The following is a 14,636-nucleotide window of genomic DNA, read 5'->3' on the forward strand; positions in this document are numbered from 1 at the left end:
CCGCCGCCACCGTCCCCGCTGAAACCTTCAAAAATTGTCGCCTTGATAAGAACATCCAAACACCTCCTATTGAGTGCAGACTTCCTTCACGAACGGCAGACGACCCAACTGAACGCAATCACCTCCTTTTAGCCGGTCAGCTTCGTAGCGAGAAGTTTTTTGATGAGTCATTAGCGATATGATGGAGCTGTTGCGCGGTTGCCCATGAAACCGGCTGAAAGGTATCGAGCAATAAAGGCGCCAACCTGGGACGTTACAGAACCTACCGGATTTACAAACGTGTCTAGCTATGGCTAGAGAAGCAGCGGTGCCGGGTGGTTTCTGAATCGTAGCGCGCGCAAGACTCCCCGTTTGAGGGAATCAATTTTTTCATGGCAACTCAATAATAAATATGTCGAGATATTGGAGGTGCTACGTTTCAGTAACGCGGATAGAATTCAACGACCGCTTTGTAACGTCATTGTGGCTGGCACGTTTCGCGTGCTCGTGCCTTTGATCTCGGCGATCAGCATTTCTCATGATAGAGGAAGGGCACTACCACGCTGTCACTCGTTGCGTCGTTCAGCCGATGAGCGAGCAGAGTAGGACCACAATTTCTTGAAGTTGCTCGATGCGTCGGATACAATGCCCCTGTTTTTCGCTGCTTACAGTACAGCAACCCCCACCTGACCTCGGTCGCCGAAAAGGAGGACTGTGATGAGAGGGAGGCCTTGGGCTTTCTTGCTCCATTCGTTCTGCCTCATTGCGCTCACCGGTAGCCTCAATGTTGCCCGCGCAGACTCCTACGAATTGAGCAAGAACGACGTCATGGATCCGAAATCATTCAAGAGCAGTGACATTTCGCTGTTCGGGGTGAAACTCGGTGATCCCGAGAGCAAGGCGTACGATGTCCTTGTGAATGAGAAGATCCCCGGGGTCAAAGCGGAACAGGAAGGAACGTTTATTCTCCTGCTCGATCAACGCAAGCCGACGGGCCCGATGGCTGGCGTGCGCGTGATGGATGGCAAGGTCGACATGATCTTTATCAATAATCGGTTCGCCTACAAGGCGCGCGGCGTATTTCGGAACGTCCTCAACAGCGAGAGTCCCGACGACATCCGCAAGATCCTGGGGAAGGAGGACTATGGAGATGAGAACGTGATGGGCGCCGTGCTGAACTACGAGAAGCAGGGGTTCCTGGTCAATTACCTCGGGAAGGATGTCAACATCGAGTTTAGCATTCCCCAGTAGATGACCGCGGCACGAGCGAATCGAGTGGCAACCGGTACTTAGCGAAGGCGCGTGTGGGAGTGAAGTGCGACAGGAGTGGCCTGAGCCTCATACGGCGCCTGCAAGCCATAGTTGATCAGACGAGTGGCAATGTTCCATCGTTGAGAGGCGTGGAGCAACACGAGCAGCAGATCGCGACCGTTTTGAGACACCTTGACGATCACACATCGTCCGGCCTTTGACGTAAACCCGGTCTTGACCCCTTCGACCCCTGGCATCCTCCCGAGCAATCGATTCGTCGTCCGCAACAAATAGCTCCGGTTGCCGTTGAGCGCGGTCATCACATACCGCTCCTCCTTGACGTAACTCCGAAACAGCGGATGCTGGAGCGCGATTTCCGTCAGCGACGCCAAGTCTTGTGCCGTTGAGTAGTGCGCAGGCCCATCGAACCCGCACGCGTTGCTGAAATGCGTCTGCGCCATCCCGAGAGCATGCGCCTTGGCGTTCATCATCTCCACGAACTGCTCTTCCGTCCTCCCGACGTGAATGGCGGCCGCCAGGCATGCGTCGTTGGCCGAGGTGATGAGCATCGCCTTCACGAGGTCCTCGAGACGAAACACCTGACCGGGACGTAACCGAAGATGGGTCTTCGGTGCCGCTGCCGCGTCGCGAGTCACCGTCACTTCATCGTCGAGATGACCGTGATCGAGAATGACGAGCGCCGTCATGATTTTCGTCAAACTCGCCGGTGACACCGTTCGCTCCGGCTCGACCGCGTACAAGATGTTGCCGGTAGTCAGGTCTTTCAGCAGCACGCTGTCCGCGGGAATTCGATACCGGCGTACTGAGGGGAGTGGTGCGAACGAACCTCCATAAGAAGCAGATTGAACGGTGGACTGACGACTGTGACGTTTGGCTTGGGCGTCGAACGGTCCGGCGGCTTGGAGCGCGAGGACCGCAAGCAGTATCGATGCAAGCGGTAGAAAGGATGCGGTCTGATACTGATGAGCCTTAATTGGGGCGATGGCGGGAACCGACTCAGAGGATGATCGTTTCACGGACCTTTGCGCCTCGGAAGCCGTTGTCGATCACCCGATGGAAGAAGCGTAGAAGATCGGCCAAATCGAGCCAGAAGCCGCAGTTGAGGCATCGCGCATACAACCGCCGGTTGAGCAGCGTGTAATGGCGCTCCACCATCATATAGCCTTTGCATTTCAGACAATGCATCGAACTGGCTCGTCGTCCTGGGCAGAATGCGAACCCGCCTCCGTGACCTGCCTTCCGTTGTTCTCATGACCTACGCGCAGGAAGCCAGGGCTGGCATACGCCAATACGGCTGTCGCCCTATCGAAGCCGATTGAGGATCAAAGCCAAGCATCCTGCGAGGAGACCGCCACCCAGAATCGTCATCCCGAAGGTCAAGTAGGCACTCACTCCGGCTGGCCGTGTTTGATAGATGAGGTCGTGTAAACCACCCTGCACCATGAGGACTGACAAGGTCGTGAGGGAACCCATCGTGAACCACCACGCAAACGTCCTCACTGTCCGACCACCACCCAGCCTGAGGCTGACTCTATCCGAGGGCGGGGGGCCTGTCAAGAAATGGGCGCCTATGAAACGCCGCTCCCAGCGACCGTTCCCCGATGTTTGAGTCCGCGGTGGAGAAAGATGGACACGCTTGCCGCGCCATTGTTTGCCATGACGAGGCCCGGCTCTTCCGTTGATTTGGTCGTCAACGTGAGGGACGCGAGCGCAAACGGGCCGCCTCTGGTTCGATAGTTCATGGGTGGATAATGAAACGTGCCGTCGCCGCGTCCAAACAGGATTGACAGATTGTTGGATTGCACGTTCACAATCGCCACGTCGGTCTGCCCATCACCGTCAAAGTCGCGCCCAAGTCCGTTGACCGGGCCGGCGTCGGCGCCGGATTCCTTGCCCGCCTTGAAGGTGCCGTCGCCGTTTCCGAGGAAAATCGTGAACGTGTCCATTTCCCCGTTCATGACCAGCAAATCCGTCATGCCGTCGCTGTTGAAATCGGCGAAGGTGACGACCAGCGGCCGTTTCCCGGTCCGATAATCTGTGGGACCGGAAAACGTGCCATCCCCCTTGCCAAGCCAAATCGAGACCGCACTACTCATTGGGCCGCCGTTGGTGACGGCAAGGTCGAGTTTCCCGTCGCGGTTGAAGTCGGACACCGCGAGGGAAGTGGGCGTGTCGCCATATTCGTATTGCACACCGTCAACAAACGTCCCGTCCCCTTGTCCCAAGAGAATCTTGATCTTGTCGTTCCTCAGCGCCACAGCCACGTCCGGACGACCGTCTCGGTTAAAGTCCCCGCTTCCAATCGAGACGGGCGTCTTGTGCACGCTGTAACGTTGTCCGGCACTGAAATTTCCGCCCTCGAGTCCAAAGAAGACGGCAATCTGATCGCTACCCGAGCACGCGATGGCAAGGTCAAGGCGGCCGTCGGCGTTGAAATCCTCGAGCGCAAGGGCACGAGGTTCCTTCGCGACCGGAAGGGAAACTTGCTCTTTGAACGTCCCATCGCCATTCCCGAAGAGTACGGACATCGAGTCGTTCCCAATATTGGTCGTGATGATATCGGTCGTCCCGTCCCCATTGAAATCAGCAGTGACCAAGGCCGTTGGGTTCTTCCCGACCGGATACGTCGCGAACAAATAGAAGAGATCGGGGGGAGTGTAGGTGTCGCGGCTGGAGCATGCACCCAGCCATCCGATCAGGAGAGCCAGGCCAAGGAGAAGACGGCAGGACGGATAGTTCATGGTGGGGGAGGATCAGGACGAAGCAATGAGGTACCGGCCGATCATCACTCGGTGGAGGGGAGTATACCGAGCGGGCCGGAACATTCGCAACAGAAAGAGGCGGTTTCCAGCTTGGCACCCATCGGACGACCCGCGGACGCCCCGCCCTTTTCCCTGGCAGACGACTTGAGACTTGCGCTAGAATCCCTCCACCAACGAGGAGGAATTATGGCCGAGGACACGATGAAGATTGAATTGACGATGTATGGAATTGCCGAGGTGTTGAAGTGGTGCATCGACAGAAACAAGGGCCGGATCGCCGGCGTCGATACACCGGGGTTCAAGAAGATGCAGGCGCTGCTGGCAGAACGTCCTCAGTCCAGCGATTATCAAACACTCGACCAATTCTGGAAGAAGCGCGTCGTCCTTGACCTGACACGGTCAGAGGTCGAAACAATTGATCGCTGTCTCTACGATATCCCGAACCTTGAGAATGTGCCGTTACCCCAGATCCGCCACAAGTTCTGGCCACAACAGGAGGTGGGGGCCCGATAACTAGGGGGTCGATCAGTGAAACCTAGCGTGTTCATCTAGTGACACACCCTCCCTTGCACGACCGCCAAGGGCTATGGTTAATTGAGCAGGGTGGGGGGGCTTTGGTCGTGCCCCAAAGTTCGACGTCTCTCATCCTCCTGTAGAGATGTCTCCTCCACCCTCTAGCCCTTCCGCTCGGCCAGATTCGAATCTCCCTATGGCGTTCTCAACAGTCGTTCCCGACAATAGAGCGTGATCTCGTTCGATTCAGCATCCGGGTCCTGACCGTCCCACAATACGGTGTGCACGTTCCAGTGAACGACCGGGTACAAGAGTATGCTCGGCCCGCCGGCCAGGAGCGCAAAAAACGTCTCGGTGAGAATCTGCCGTTCTTCAAGTCGCGTGATGAGCCGTTGATACACCTTCTCTTGCCAGTGCGCAAGTGTTCGGTATTCGTTCCATGCGCGAAGTGTCGGGGCAGGAGATTGGGCGTTGGTGCGGAGGTCCTGTTCGGCTGCCAGATAGTCAGCGGTAATGCTCGCCAGACAGAGCCCGTCATGCTTCGCCCCAGTCGCGCAACCCGCGAGCAAGGCCGACACGAGCAGCACGGACAACACGTGCACCGGCAGCCACCGGGATAGGAAGGATCAGAGCGATCCTTCGCCCTTCAAATATCGTCGAAAGCGCTCCATCAGCTCGGCGCCCAGCGTCCCGCCTTCGGGCTTCTTCGTGGCCGGATCCTTGAAGTGCTCGCGGATTTCCTCTAACCGCTTTTCAGCTTGTTCATTCCCCTGAAGGCGTTTCGTTTTCTCAAGGGCGGTCTCGAAGGCGTCGAACGTGAGTTGGTTGTAGCCGAACGAACGGATGCGTTTGACGGCCTTCATCATGGCTTCGTTCCGGAACTTCGTCAGATGGTCCGAATCGATTTCTTTCAGCCCTAACTTTCGGGCGCGTCGTTCAGCGGCTTTTCGAATTCCGCTGCGGACGAAGTCCGGTGAGGTCATCAACCGCTTCCACGCCTCATCACTCCACATGATCCGCTCTTGCGGCGCGTCCCACAACTCGGTCAGCACGGCCTCATCGATCCGGGTCAAACCCTTTTCTCGTGCAAGGTCCTCCGTGTCGCGTTTGAGCATGTCGGAGACGAATTCCATCGCGATCGGGGGGGAGTGACGGATCTTCTCCTTCAACTTGGCCAATGCCCCGTCTGTCCATGGAAGCGGCTGCCCGGCCGGCTCCTGGAGGTCTCCCAGCGCCTCCACCTTCTCAAAGAGCTCGACATTGACTTCCAGATGGCCCCTCTCCAACGCGATGTCCTCGGCAATTTGCCGGATCATGCCGCGCATGAACTCGGGAACGGTCTCGAGCCTTGCTTTCGCGGCTGCCGTCCACGCCACCTTCCCCGCCGCCACCTGCTCGGCCGCAGCCGCCATCCCCGCGGTTCCGCCCATTTGTCCCATCATCTGACTCTTGAACCGATCCAGCACCTCGGCCGAAATCTCGGGAATGCCCAACTCACGAGCCTTGCGTTCCGCAAGACGCTTCACCATCCCGCGCAAGAACACAGGGGCGCGCTCCATCCGATCGAGCGCCTCCTTGGTCCACACAATATCCACTTCGGCGGTCTCCGGTTTTGAATTGAACATGACCGGCCTTCCTTTCTTCAGCAACGTGCGTGCGCAGACAGGGGAGGAGACGGCGTCAATACGCCATCAGATACTTGAGCCGAATGCCCGTTTCGAACTGAAGCCGCGGCAAGAGAGCCGCCACCTTCCCCTCGATCAGCTCACGGATCGAGAACCGGCGTCGCGGTTCGACGACCCGCGGCTCCCCTTCGATGCCGGCCATTTCGGCGGCCAATTTGATCGCGTCATTCAGATCGCCCAGGTCATCGATGAGTTTTGCGTCTTTTGCTTGGCGACCGGTGAAAATCCGGCCGTCAGCGACCGCGCGCACGTCTTTGACATCGAGCGAGCGCCCTTCGGCGACCGCTTCGATGAATTGATTGTGTACGTCATCCATGACACGCTGGAGAATCCGGCGGTCTTCCGCGTTCATGGCACGAAACGGCGACCCGATGTCTTTATGTTCCCCGCTCTTGACGACGACGCTCTCGACACCGATTTTCTTCATCAGCCCTTCGACGTTCGCCATCTCCATGATCACGCCGATGCTGCCGGTCAGTGTCCCGGGATTCGCGACGATGCGATCCGTCGCGGCCGCGATGTAGTACCCGCCCGACGCGGCCACTGTGCCCATGGACGCCACGACGAACTTATGATGTTTCTCGCGCACCCGCTTGACGGCATCGTGAATTTCCTGTGACGGGACCACCCCGCCCCCCGGGCTGTCGATGCGCAGCACGATCGCTTTAACCAGCGGGCTCTCTCCATATTTCTTGAGCTCGCTCGTGGTCTGCTGCGCATCCAGAATGACGCCCTCGACCCGAATCAGACCGACGCGGTCCTCGGTGGAAAAATCGAGATCGGGGAAGAGGGCCGAGACGACCATCAACACGGCGAGGCCAATGACGACGCCCCAGACGAGCCGGCGAAACAGGCTCCGCCTTGGGGGCGGTGAGGGAGGACCGTCAGACGCCATAGCAATTGGTCCCTGAAGCATCCGCCACGCTATTCATCCGAGTCCGCGCGCTTCTTCGTTTTCTTCGCGGTTCGTCCGAGGCTCTGATCGATCGCGCCTTGCGCCGCGTGGTACTCGTCCATCTGTCGCCGCTCCGAATCCATTCGGTATTCGCGAAGGCTGAGTGCAATCTTGCGCTCATCGCGATCCACCTTGATGATCTTCGCCGACACATCGTCACCGAGTTTGAACCGCTCTTCGAGCTTCGCCGCTGAGTCAAGCCCGGTTTCGCTGATATGAATCAACCCTTCGACGCCGCCCTCGAGCTCGACGAAGACGCCAAAATCGGTAAGCTTCGTGACCTTTCCCGATACCGTCGTGCCCACGCGATAGCGCTGAGGAATCTCATCTTCCCACGGATCTCGGGTCAGTTGCTTGTAGCCCAGCGACAGGCGCTCTTTCTCTCGGTCGATCTTCAACACGACGGCCTCAACCTTCTGGCCTTTCTTGAACAGCTCGGACGGATGCTTGATGTGCTTGGTCCACGACATATCGGAGATGTGGATCAGGCCGTCGATGCCCTCTTCCAGACCGACGAAGGCGCCGAAATCCGTGAGGCTCTTGACCTTCCCCTCGATCCGTGTGCCGATCGGATATTTCGCCTCAACCATGTCCCAGGGATTGGGCGCAGTCTGCTTCATCCCGAGGGAGATCTTCCGGTTGGCGATGTCTACATTGAGCACGGCGGCTTCGACTTGATCACCGATGCTCACAAGCCGCGATGGGTGTCGGACTTCGTGGGTCCACGACATTTCCGATACGTGTACCAACCCTTCAACGCCCGGTTCCAATTCCACGAAGGCGCCGTAATCGGTGAGGCTCACGACCTTACCCCGGACCCGGGAGCCGACCTGATATTTCGCAGCGACGTGCGTCCACGGATCGGCGCTCTTCTGCTTGAGGCCCAGGGAAATCCGGCCCGTCTCACGGTCATACTTCAAGACCATGACCTCGACCTTGTCCCCCACGACGAACATTTCGGACGGATGCCCTACACGCCCCCACGACATATCGGTGATGTGCAGCAAGCCGTCGATGCCGCCCAGATCGATGAAGGCGCCGTACTCGGTGATATTCTTGACCGTACCTTGGATGAGCTGCCCTTCCTTGAGCGTCGAGAGCGTGCTCTGGCGCTTGCGGTCTCGGGTCTCTTCGAGCAGCACGCGACGCGAGACGACCACGTTACCGCGTCGATGATTGATTTTGATGATCTTGAACGGAAACGTCTTCCCGATCAGGCTGTCGAGGTCGCGGACGGGGTGCAAATCGATCTGGGAGCCGGGCAGAAAGGCCTTCACGCCGATGTCGACCATCATCCCGCCCTTGATGCGCGAGATGATCTTGCCGTCGACCACCTTCTCGTCCTTGTGGGCCTTTTCCAATTCCTCCCACACCTTCATCTTGTCCGCTTTTTCCTTCGACAAGACGAGGTTCCCCTCGGCGTCTTCGCGGTCCTCGATGTAGACCTGGATCCGGTCGCCGACTTTCAAGGTCTCAAGATCCTCCGGCGAGAACTGATCGGCTGGAATCATGCCTTCCGATTTATAGCCGATGTCCACGACGACCTTGTCCTTACTGATCGCGACGACGCGGCCTTCGATGATCGTGCCTTCTTCGAAATTTCTGAACGTCTCCTCGTAGAGGGCGGCCAGGGCCCCGCGGTCCAACTGCTCGTCTGTCTGTTTCGACCCCATAGTCATGCCTGCTCTATCCATTCTGCCGACAACGTCGGTATGCTGATGATGAAAAACGCCGTCGTCCTTTTCAGCGTGAAAGGACGCAGCGGCCGGCGCCTTACGCGGCGGGTGGCGAAACGCTGCCCAATTCGGCAATACGCTCCATCACCGTCCGGCTGATATATCGATACAATTCTTTTCGGTGGAGATGGGCTGCCTCCACACGGAAGTCCAATGGCTTTCCAAATGTCACGCGGACCGGGTGACGGCGCAAGCGCCACGATCCTATCGGCAAGGCCTCGAAGGTGCCTGAGATATAGGCCGGGAGCACAGGACAGCCAGTCGCACTCACAATCGTGCCGAGGCCGGGCTTGCCCGGCCCCAACTGCCCGGTCCTCGTCCGTGCGCCTTCCGGGTAGATCACGACGACTTTGCCTTCCTTAATTAATCGCATCGCCCGCCGAAAGCCACTCCGGTCCAACCGATCCGACCTGATCGGAATCCACCCCAACCACCGAAGGAGCTGTCGCACGCCAGGAATCGGAAACAGGTCCTGCCGACCGAGGAACGCCACCCGTCGGGAAATGGAGGACCCAAGTAACGGGATGTCCAAAAAGCTCGCGTGATTGGCTGCAATCAGTAGCCCGCCCGTTTCCGGGATATGCTCCTGCCCTTCAATGCGGAGCCGAAAGCAGGTCCGGCCGATGATCCGAAAGATCAGCCACAGGGACCAGTAAATCAGGCTGTTCACCGCTTGGATGCGATCACCGCCATCATGCGCTCGACAACCTGATCGGCATCAAGCGACGAGGTGTCGATCACAATCGCGTCGGTGGCCGCGGTCAACGGCGAGACAAGACGCGTCCGATCCTGCCGATCGCGTGCCTCGATCGCCGCCTGCGTGCCATCGAACGACGTGCCGTGACCAGCCGCGATCAACTGATGCTGACGTCGCTGGGCTCGGATATCGCTACTGGCATCCAAGAAAAATTTCGCTGCCGCGTCGGGGAAAATCTTCGTCCCGATATCGCGGCCCTCGACGACCACACCGCCCGCGCCACCGAGTTCTCGTTGGACCGGGAGCAGCCACGCTCGAACAGCCGGAATGGCCGAGACGATCGAGGCGACCTCACTCATGGCCGGTGTCCGGATCTCCCGCGTCACGTCGACCTCATCGACTTCGACGCGAAACATGTCTGGATTCTGATCGACCTTGATCTGAAAGGTGCCAAGCAGAGCCGCAACACGGTCGCAGTCAGAGGGATCAATCTGGGCCTGTCTCACTTTCCAGCCGACGGCTCGATACAATGCACCCGTATCCAGATAGCGATAGCCCAATCGCTTCGCCAGTCGCTTGGCGACAGTACTTTTTCCCACGCCCGCCGGTCCATCGATCGCGATGATCGCTTGCGTCTCGCCGCCGTTCTGGGAAGCGATCATTATAGACCTCAAGCGGGTGCAGTCAACAATGACCGCCGCGCCGCATCGAACCCGGGGAACGACGTCTCGATGCAGTCGCTGTCATCGACACGCGTCTCCCCATCGGCCCGCATGCCGGCGATCGCGAGCGACATCGCCACACGGTGATCGCCGTGGCTGCTGCACCAGGCGGCTCGCAGCGTCCGGTCCGCAAGGCCCTGCACCACCATGCCATCCGGTTTCTCCTCGATCGTCACGCCCATCTTGCGCAACTCGCCGGCCATCGTCGCGATCCGATCGCTTTCCTTGACCCGCAACTCCTCCGCCCCCGAGATGTCGGTGGGTCCTTCGGCCAGGGCCGCCGCCACGCACAGGATCGGAAACTCATCGATCGTTTGCGGGATGACGGCGCGGCCGATCCGAACGCCGCGCAGCGGGGCCGAGCGAACACGAAGGTCGGCAACCGGCTCTCCGCCCTGCTCGCGTTCATTCAAACGCTGGATATCGGCACCCATCTGAACGAGAATATCGAGGATGCCGGTCCGGGTTGGATTCACGCCCACGTTCCGAATTGTCACATCGGACCCTGGGATGATGCTGGCCGCGACCAGAAAAAACGCAGCCGACGAGAGATCGGCAGGAACATGGAGTCGCCCAGGGCTCGCCCAGCCGGTCGCCGGCCTACCCTCGACGGAGATTCCCTCGGCATCTTGCTGGATCGGGATGCCGAAAAATCGGAACATTCGTTCGGTGTGGTCGCGCGAGCGGGTCGGCTCGGTGAGGCGCGTTCTGCCCTCAGCGTAGAGAGCGGCGAGCAAGAGCGCCGACTTGATTTGCGCGCTCGCGACAGGTGAGGCGTACTCCACACCGTGCAACCGTGTGCCGGCGAGAGCGAGGGGAGCCAGTTCCCCGCCTTTGCGCCCCGCAATCGTGGCCCCCATCGTGCGCAGCGGCTTGACGACGCGTCCCATCGGACGCCGACGAATGGATGCATCGCCGGTGAGCACGGAGAAGAAATCCTGACCCGCCAGCAACCCGGCCATGAGCCGAATCCCCGTCCCCGAATTGCCGAGATCGAGAGCATTCTCCGGTTCGGTCAGTCCCCACTGCCCCTTTCCATACACATGCAACTGCCCCGGCGCCTCGTCGATCCGAACGCCCATGGCTCGAAAGGCACGAGCCGTGTTGAGGCAGTCTTCGCCTGGGCAATGGCCGATGATCGTCGTCTCACCGTTCGCGAGCGCGCTCAGCATGATCGCTCGGTGCGTGATGGATTTATCGCCCGGGACGGTGATGATCCCAGACAGAGGACCGCGCGCGGGTCTGATGAGCAATACTGACACGGTTCGTCTATGCCTAATTGGGTTTGCTATTAAGCTGCTCTCTTGCTTGCTTGGCCCGCTCGAGATTTTTTTCGATGCCGGGGCCGTCGCCCGCTGCGATCAGCCGCTTCAACTCCTCGATCTGTCCGACGTAGCGATCGATCATTTGGACGATGTTGTCCCGATTCCACAAGAAAATATCCCGCCACATTTCGGGTGAGCTCGCGGCGATCCGGGTGGTATCCCGTAATCCCCCGCCGGCATAGGACAAGAGATCCAGTTCCGAGAGCGATTCTTCACGCAGGTCCACCAACGCGTTGATGAGGGCAAAGGCGGCGACGTGCGGCAAGTGACTGACCGCGCCGAGAACCCGGTCGTGCAGAAACGGGTCCATCACGTGAATCGCCGAGCCCGCCGCTTCCCAGATCGAGCGGACGATAGCCAAGGCGTCGGCATCGGTTCGGGACGTCGGCGTCAGGATGCACCGAGCGCCGCGGAAAAGATCGCGTGAGCCGGCTGCGACGCCGGTCTTCTCTCGACCGGCAATCGGATGGGCGCCGACGAAACGGGCGCGATCGGCAAGCAGCGCCTCGGCGCGTTCTACCAACGGCCCTTTGACACTCCCAACATCGGTCACGATCGCCGTGTCAGGCAGTACCCGCCCCCACTCGTTGAGATGGCGTTCATAGGTATCCACCGGCGTCGCGAGCACGACAAGATCGGCCTCGCGCACCGCCTCGGCGGGGTGAGCGACATAGCGATCGATGGCCTCTAGCTCGACCGCCGCACGCAGGTTCTCCATGCGACGGCCCACGCCCGTGACGACATCGGCCAGATGCTTGTGCTTGAGCACCATGCCGAGGGAGCCGCCAATCAGGCCGACTCCGACAATAACGACGTGTTTGAAGTGAGGCGCCATGAACCGACCGTGCAGGCCCGCCGCCCAGGAAACAGCGGCTACAGTTCTCGGCCGACGGCGTCGGCGATCTTCTTGACGTCATGCATCAGCTCTTTGAACTTGGCCGGCTTGATCGACTCTTCTCCATCACACAGCGCGCATTCCGGGTTGGAGTGCACTTCGATCAGCAGGCCGTCGGCGCCCGCCGCGACGGCGGCCTTGGCCATGGGAGCCACCAGATGCCACTTGCCGGTGGCATGGCTCGGATCGACGATCACCGGCAAATGCGAAAGTTCTTTTAACGAAGGAATCGCCGCGAGGTCGAGCGTGTTCCGGTATTGCGTCTCGAACGTCCGGATCCCGCGCTCGCAGAGCAGCACATTCCGGTTTCCGCGCGACATGATGTACTCGGCCGACAACAAAAACTCTTTGATCGTGGAGGACAGGCCGCGCTTGAGCAGCACGGGCTTATCGTAGGCGCCGACCTCCTTCAGCAGTTCGAAGTTCTGCATGTTGCGCGCGCCGATTTGAATGATGTCGACCTTCTGGAGGAACAGCTCGATGTCCCGCGTGTCGAGGATCTCGCTGACGATCGGCAATCCCGTCTGTCGCTTGGCCTCCTGCAGATAGTCGAGCCCCTCGCGTCCCACGCCTTGAAACGAGTAGGGCGACGTCCGTGGCTTGTAGGCTCCACCGCGCAGCACGCTGGCTCCGCCCGCCTTCACCTCGTGCGCGATCCCGACCGTCAGTTCCAATTTCTCCACCGCACACGGCCCGGCCATGATGCTCAGTTTCTTGCCGCCGATCTTGACTCCGTTGACGTCGATGACCGTGTTCTCGCGCCTGAACTCCCGGCTGACGAGTTTCCACGGCGCAAGGATTGGCGTCACGCTCTCGACGCCCGGGAAGGCGGTCAGCGGCTGATTCTGGAGAATCCGATCGTCCCCGATGACCCCGATGATCGTGCGTTCCTCGCCGGTTGAGATGTGGCTCTTGAGCCCGAGTTCCCGCAGCCGGTCGAGAATGTGATCGATCTCACGTTCGGTGGCATCAGGCTTCAGCACGATAATCATGTTTCTTCCTCTCGCTCCCTGTGCTCAGGCGAGAACCTGCTTGAGCGCATCTAAAAATTGACGGTTTTCCTCCGGTAGCCCGATTGTCACCCGGAGCATGGGACCTTGTATATGACGAATAATGATGCCGCGCCGGAGCAATGCTTCGAAGACCGCTTTCCCGTCCCGGCCCACATCGAAGTAGAGGAAGTTTGTCTCGCTCGGCACCGGATGGAATCCCAGCGCAACGAGGCCGGCGCGTACGATGTCCATTTCCGCTTCGTTCAACGCCCGACTTTTCGCGACGTGTTCCTCGTCGCTCAACGCCGCGAGGGCCGCGCGCTGCGCCAGGGTGTTGGCATTGAAGGGCGGCCGGATACGGTTCAAATACCCGGTAATCTCAGGCGTCGTGATCCCATACCCGATCCGCAACCCAGCCAGCCCATAGATTTTCGAGAAGGTCCGCAAGACAACGACGTTTCGGGCGTCTCTCACGAACTGAACGGAATCCGGGTAGGTGCGATCACGAACGTACTCAAAGTAGGCCTCGTCGAAGACGACGATGACGTCCGGCGGGACACGCGCCATGAACTCCGCCACCTCTCGCGCAGACACCATCGTGCCGGTGGGGTTGTTCGGATTGCAGATGAAGACCAGCCGCGTCGCGGTCGTGACAGCGGCCGCCATCGTCGGAAGATCGTGGCGCCAGGACACAAGCGGCACGATCACCGGCTTGCCGTGCGCCGCGGAGACCTCCATCTTGTAAATCACGAACGTCTCGTCAGCCATGACGGCTTCATCACCGGGCGAAAGGAAGGCCCGTGCCAGCAGGCCGATGATCTCGTCACTCCCGTTGCCCAGGATGAAGTGATCGGGCGTCAGTTTGAAGCGATCGGCCAAGGCCGCGCGAAGCCGATAGGCGCCGCCATCGGGATATTGATGGAGCGTCGGCAAGGCTCCCGCCAATACGCCGAGCGCACGAGGGGAAGGCCCGAGGGGGTTTTCGTTCGAGGCCAATTTGATGGCGCGCGGGATGCCAAGATCGCGTTCGAGCTCGTCAACCGGCTTTCCGGGAATGTACGCGGAAAGCCCGGCGATATCTGGATGGACGCGGAGCGGCATGA

At 59.7% G+C, this 14,636-nt stretch carries 16 protein-coding genes; 2 read left to right on the forward strand and 14 right to left on the reverse strand.

The window, feature by feature from the left end; genetic code table 11:
- Positions 1-55 (reverse strand): twin-arginine translocation signal domain-containing protein (locus AC1U7K_RS07170; RefSeq protein WP_455388856.1); only part of this gene is annotated, 55 nt, incomplete at its 3' end.
- Between the two features lie 641 nt (positions 56-696).
- Here AC1U7K_RS07170 and AC1U7K_RS07175 point away from each other — a divergent pair.
- A complete protein-coding gene (locus tag AC1U7K_RS07175) occupies positions 697-1,230 on the forward strand; it encodes a hypothetical protein (RefSeq protein WP_480250353.1) in 534 nt (177 codons plus the stop codon).
- A 38-nt stretch (positions 1,231-1,268) separates the two neighbouring features.
- Here the strand turns inward: AC1U7K_RS07175 and AC1U7K_RS07180 are convergent, their stop codons facing one another.
- From AC1U7K_RS07180 to AC1U7K_RS07190, 3 genes are all read right to left on the reverse strand, one after another.
- Complete coding sequence (locus tag AC1U7K_RS07180) at positions 1,269-2,267, reverse strand: D-alanyl-D-alanine carboxypeptidase family protein (RefSeq protein ID WP_480250354.1); 999 nt, start codon at positions 2,265-2,267, stop codon at positions 1,269-1,271.
- A complete protein-coding gene (locus tag AC1U7K_RS07185; RefSeq protein WP_480250355.1) occupies positions 2,248-2,436 on the reverse strand; it encodes a hypothetical protein in 189 nt (62 codons plus the stop codon). The genes AC1U7K_RS07180 and AC1U7K_RS07185 overlap by 20 nt, the downstream gene beginning before the upstream one ends.
- A 383-nt stretch (positions 2,437-2,819) precedes the next feature.
- Positions 2,820-3,992, reverse strand: coding sequence for an FG-GAP repeat domain-containing protein (locus AC1U7K_RS07190; protein WP_480250356.1), 1,173 nt, complete (start codon positions 3,990-3,992; stop codon positions 2,820-2,822).
- A 207-nt stretch (positions 3,993-4,199) separates the two neighbouring features.
- Here AC1U7K_RS07190 and AC1U7K_RS07195 point away from each other — a divergent pair, with 207 nt between their 5' ends.
- A complete protein-coding gene (locus tag AC1U7K_RS07195) occupies positions 4,200-4,526 on the forward strand; it encodes a hypothetical protein (RefSeq protein WP_480250357.1) in 327 nt (108 codons plus the stop codon).
- 194 nt (positions 4,527-4,720) lie between these two features.
- On the opposite strand, the gene AC1U7K_RS07200 is transcribed toward AC1U7K_RS07195, so the two are convergent.
- The 10 genes from AC1U7K_RS07200 to hisC form a co-directional block, all read right to left on the reverse strand.
- A complete protein-coding gene (locus AC1U7K_RS07200; RefSeq protein ID WP_480250358.1) occupies positions 4,721-5,128 on the reverse strand; it encodes a hypothetical protein in 408 nt (135 codons plus the stop codon).
- A gap of 24 nt (positions 5,129-5,152) precedes the next feature.
- A complete protein-coding gene (locus AC1U7K_RS07205) occupies positions 5,153-6,151 on the reverse strand; it encodes a PCP reductase family protein (RefSeq protein WP_480250359.1) in 999 nt (332 codons plus the stop codon).
- A gap of 55 nt (positions 6,152-6,206) precedes the next feature.
- Positions 6,207-7,106 carry a signal peptide peptidase SppA gene (gene sppA, locus AC1U7K_RS07210; RefSeq protein WP_480250360.1) on the reverse strand — a complete coding sequence of 300 codons (900 nt, stop codon included), beginning with the start codon at positions 7,104-7,106 and terminating at the stop codon, positions 6,207-6,209.
- A gap of 29 nt (positions 7,107-7,135) precedes the next feature.
- Positions 7,136-8,845 (reverse strand): 30S ribosomal protein S1, encoded by a 1,710-nt coding sequence (locus AC1U7K_RS07215; protein ID WP_480250361.1) that lies wholly within the window; start codon positions 8,843-8,845, stop codon positions 7,136-7,138.
- A 94-nt stretch (positions 8,846-8,939) separates the two neighbouring features.
- Positions 8,940-9,572, reverse strand: coding sequence for a lysophospholipid acyltransferase family protein (locus AC1U7K_RS07220; RefSeq protein ID WP_480250362.1), 633 nt, complete (start codon positions 9,570-9,572; stop codon positions 8,940-8,942).
- Positions 9,569-10,261, reverse strand: coding sequence for a (d)CMP kinase (gene cmk, locus AC1U7K_RS07225; RefSeq protein WP_480250363.1), 693 nt, complete (start codon positions 10,259-10,261; stop codon positions 9,569-9,571). Before cmk ends, AC1U7K_RS07220 begins: the two co-directional genes overlap by 4 nt.
- Before the next feature lie 8 nt (positions 10,262-10,269).
- Entirely contained in the window at positions 10,270-11,583 is a 1,314-nt protein-coding gene (gene aroA, locus AC1U7K_RS07230; RefSeq protein ID WP_480250364.1) for a 3-phosphoshikimate 1-carboxyvinyltransferase, read from the reverse strand.
- Positions 11,584-11,596: 13 nt separating this feature from the next.
- Positions 11,597-12,481: a prephenate dehydrogenase gene (locus AC1U7K_RS07235; protein WP_480250365.1), complete on the reverse strand. Its 885-nt coding sequence runs from the start codon at positions 12,479-12,481 to the stop codon at positions 11,597-11,599.
- Positions 12,482-12,519: 38 nt separating this feature from the next.
- On the reverse strand, positions 12,520-13,533 hold the full coding sequence (aroF, locus tag AC1U7K_RS07240; RefSeq protein ID WP_480250366.1) for a 3-deoxy-7-phosphoheptulonate synthase: 1,014 nt from the start codon (positions 13,531-13,533) through the stop codon (positions 12,520-12,522).
- A gap of 24 nt (positions 13,534-13,557) precedes the next feature.
- Positions 13,558-14,634 (reverse strand): histidinol-phosphate transaminase, encoded by a 1,077-nt coding sequence (gene hisC, locus AC1U7K_RS07245; RefSeq protein ID WP_480250367.1) that lies wholly within the window; start codon positions 14,632-14,634, stop codon positions 13,558-13,560.
- Positions 14,635-14,636 lie beyond the last annotated feature (2 nt).

Source organism: Nitrospira sp. Vd2 (assembly GCF_979581665.1).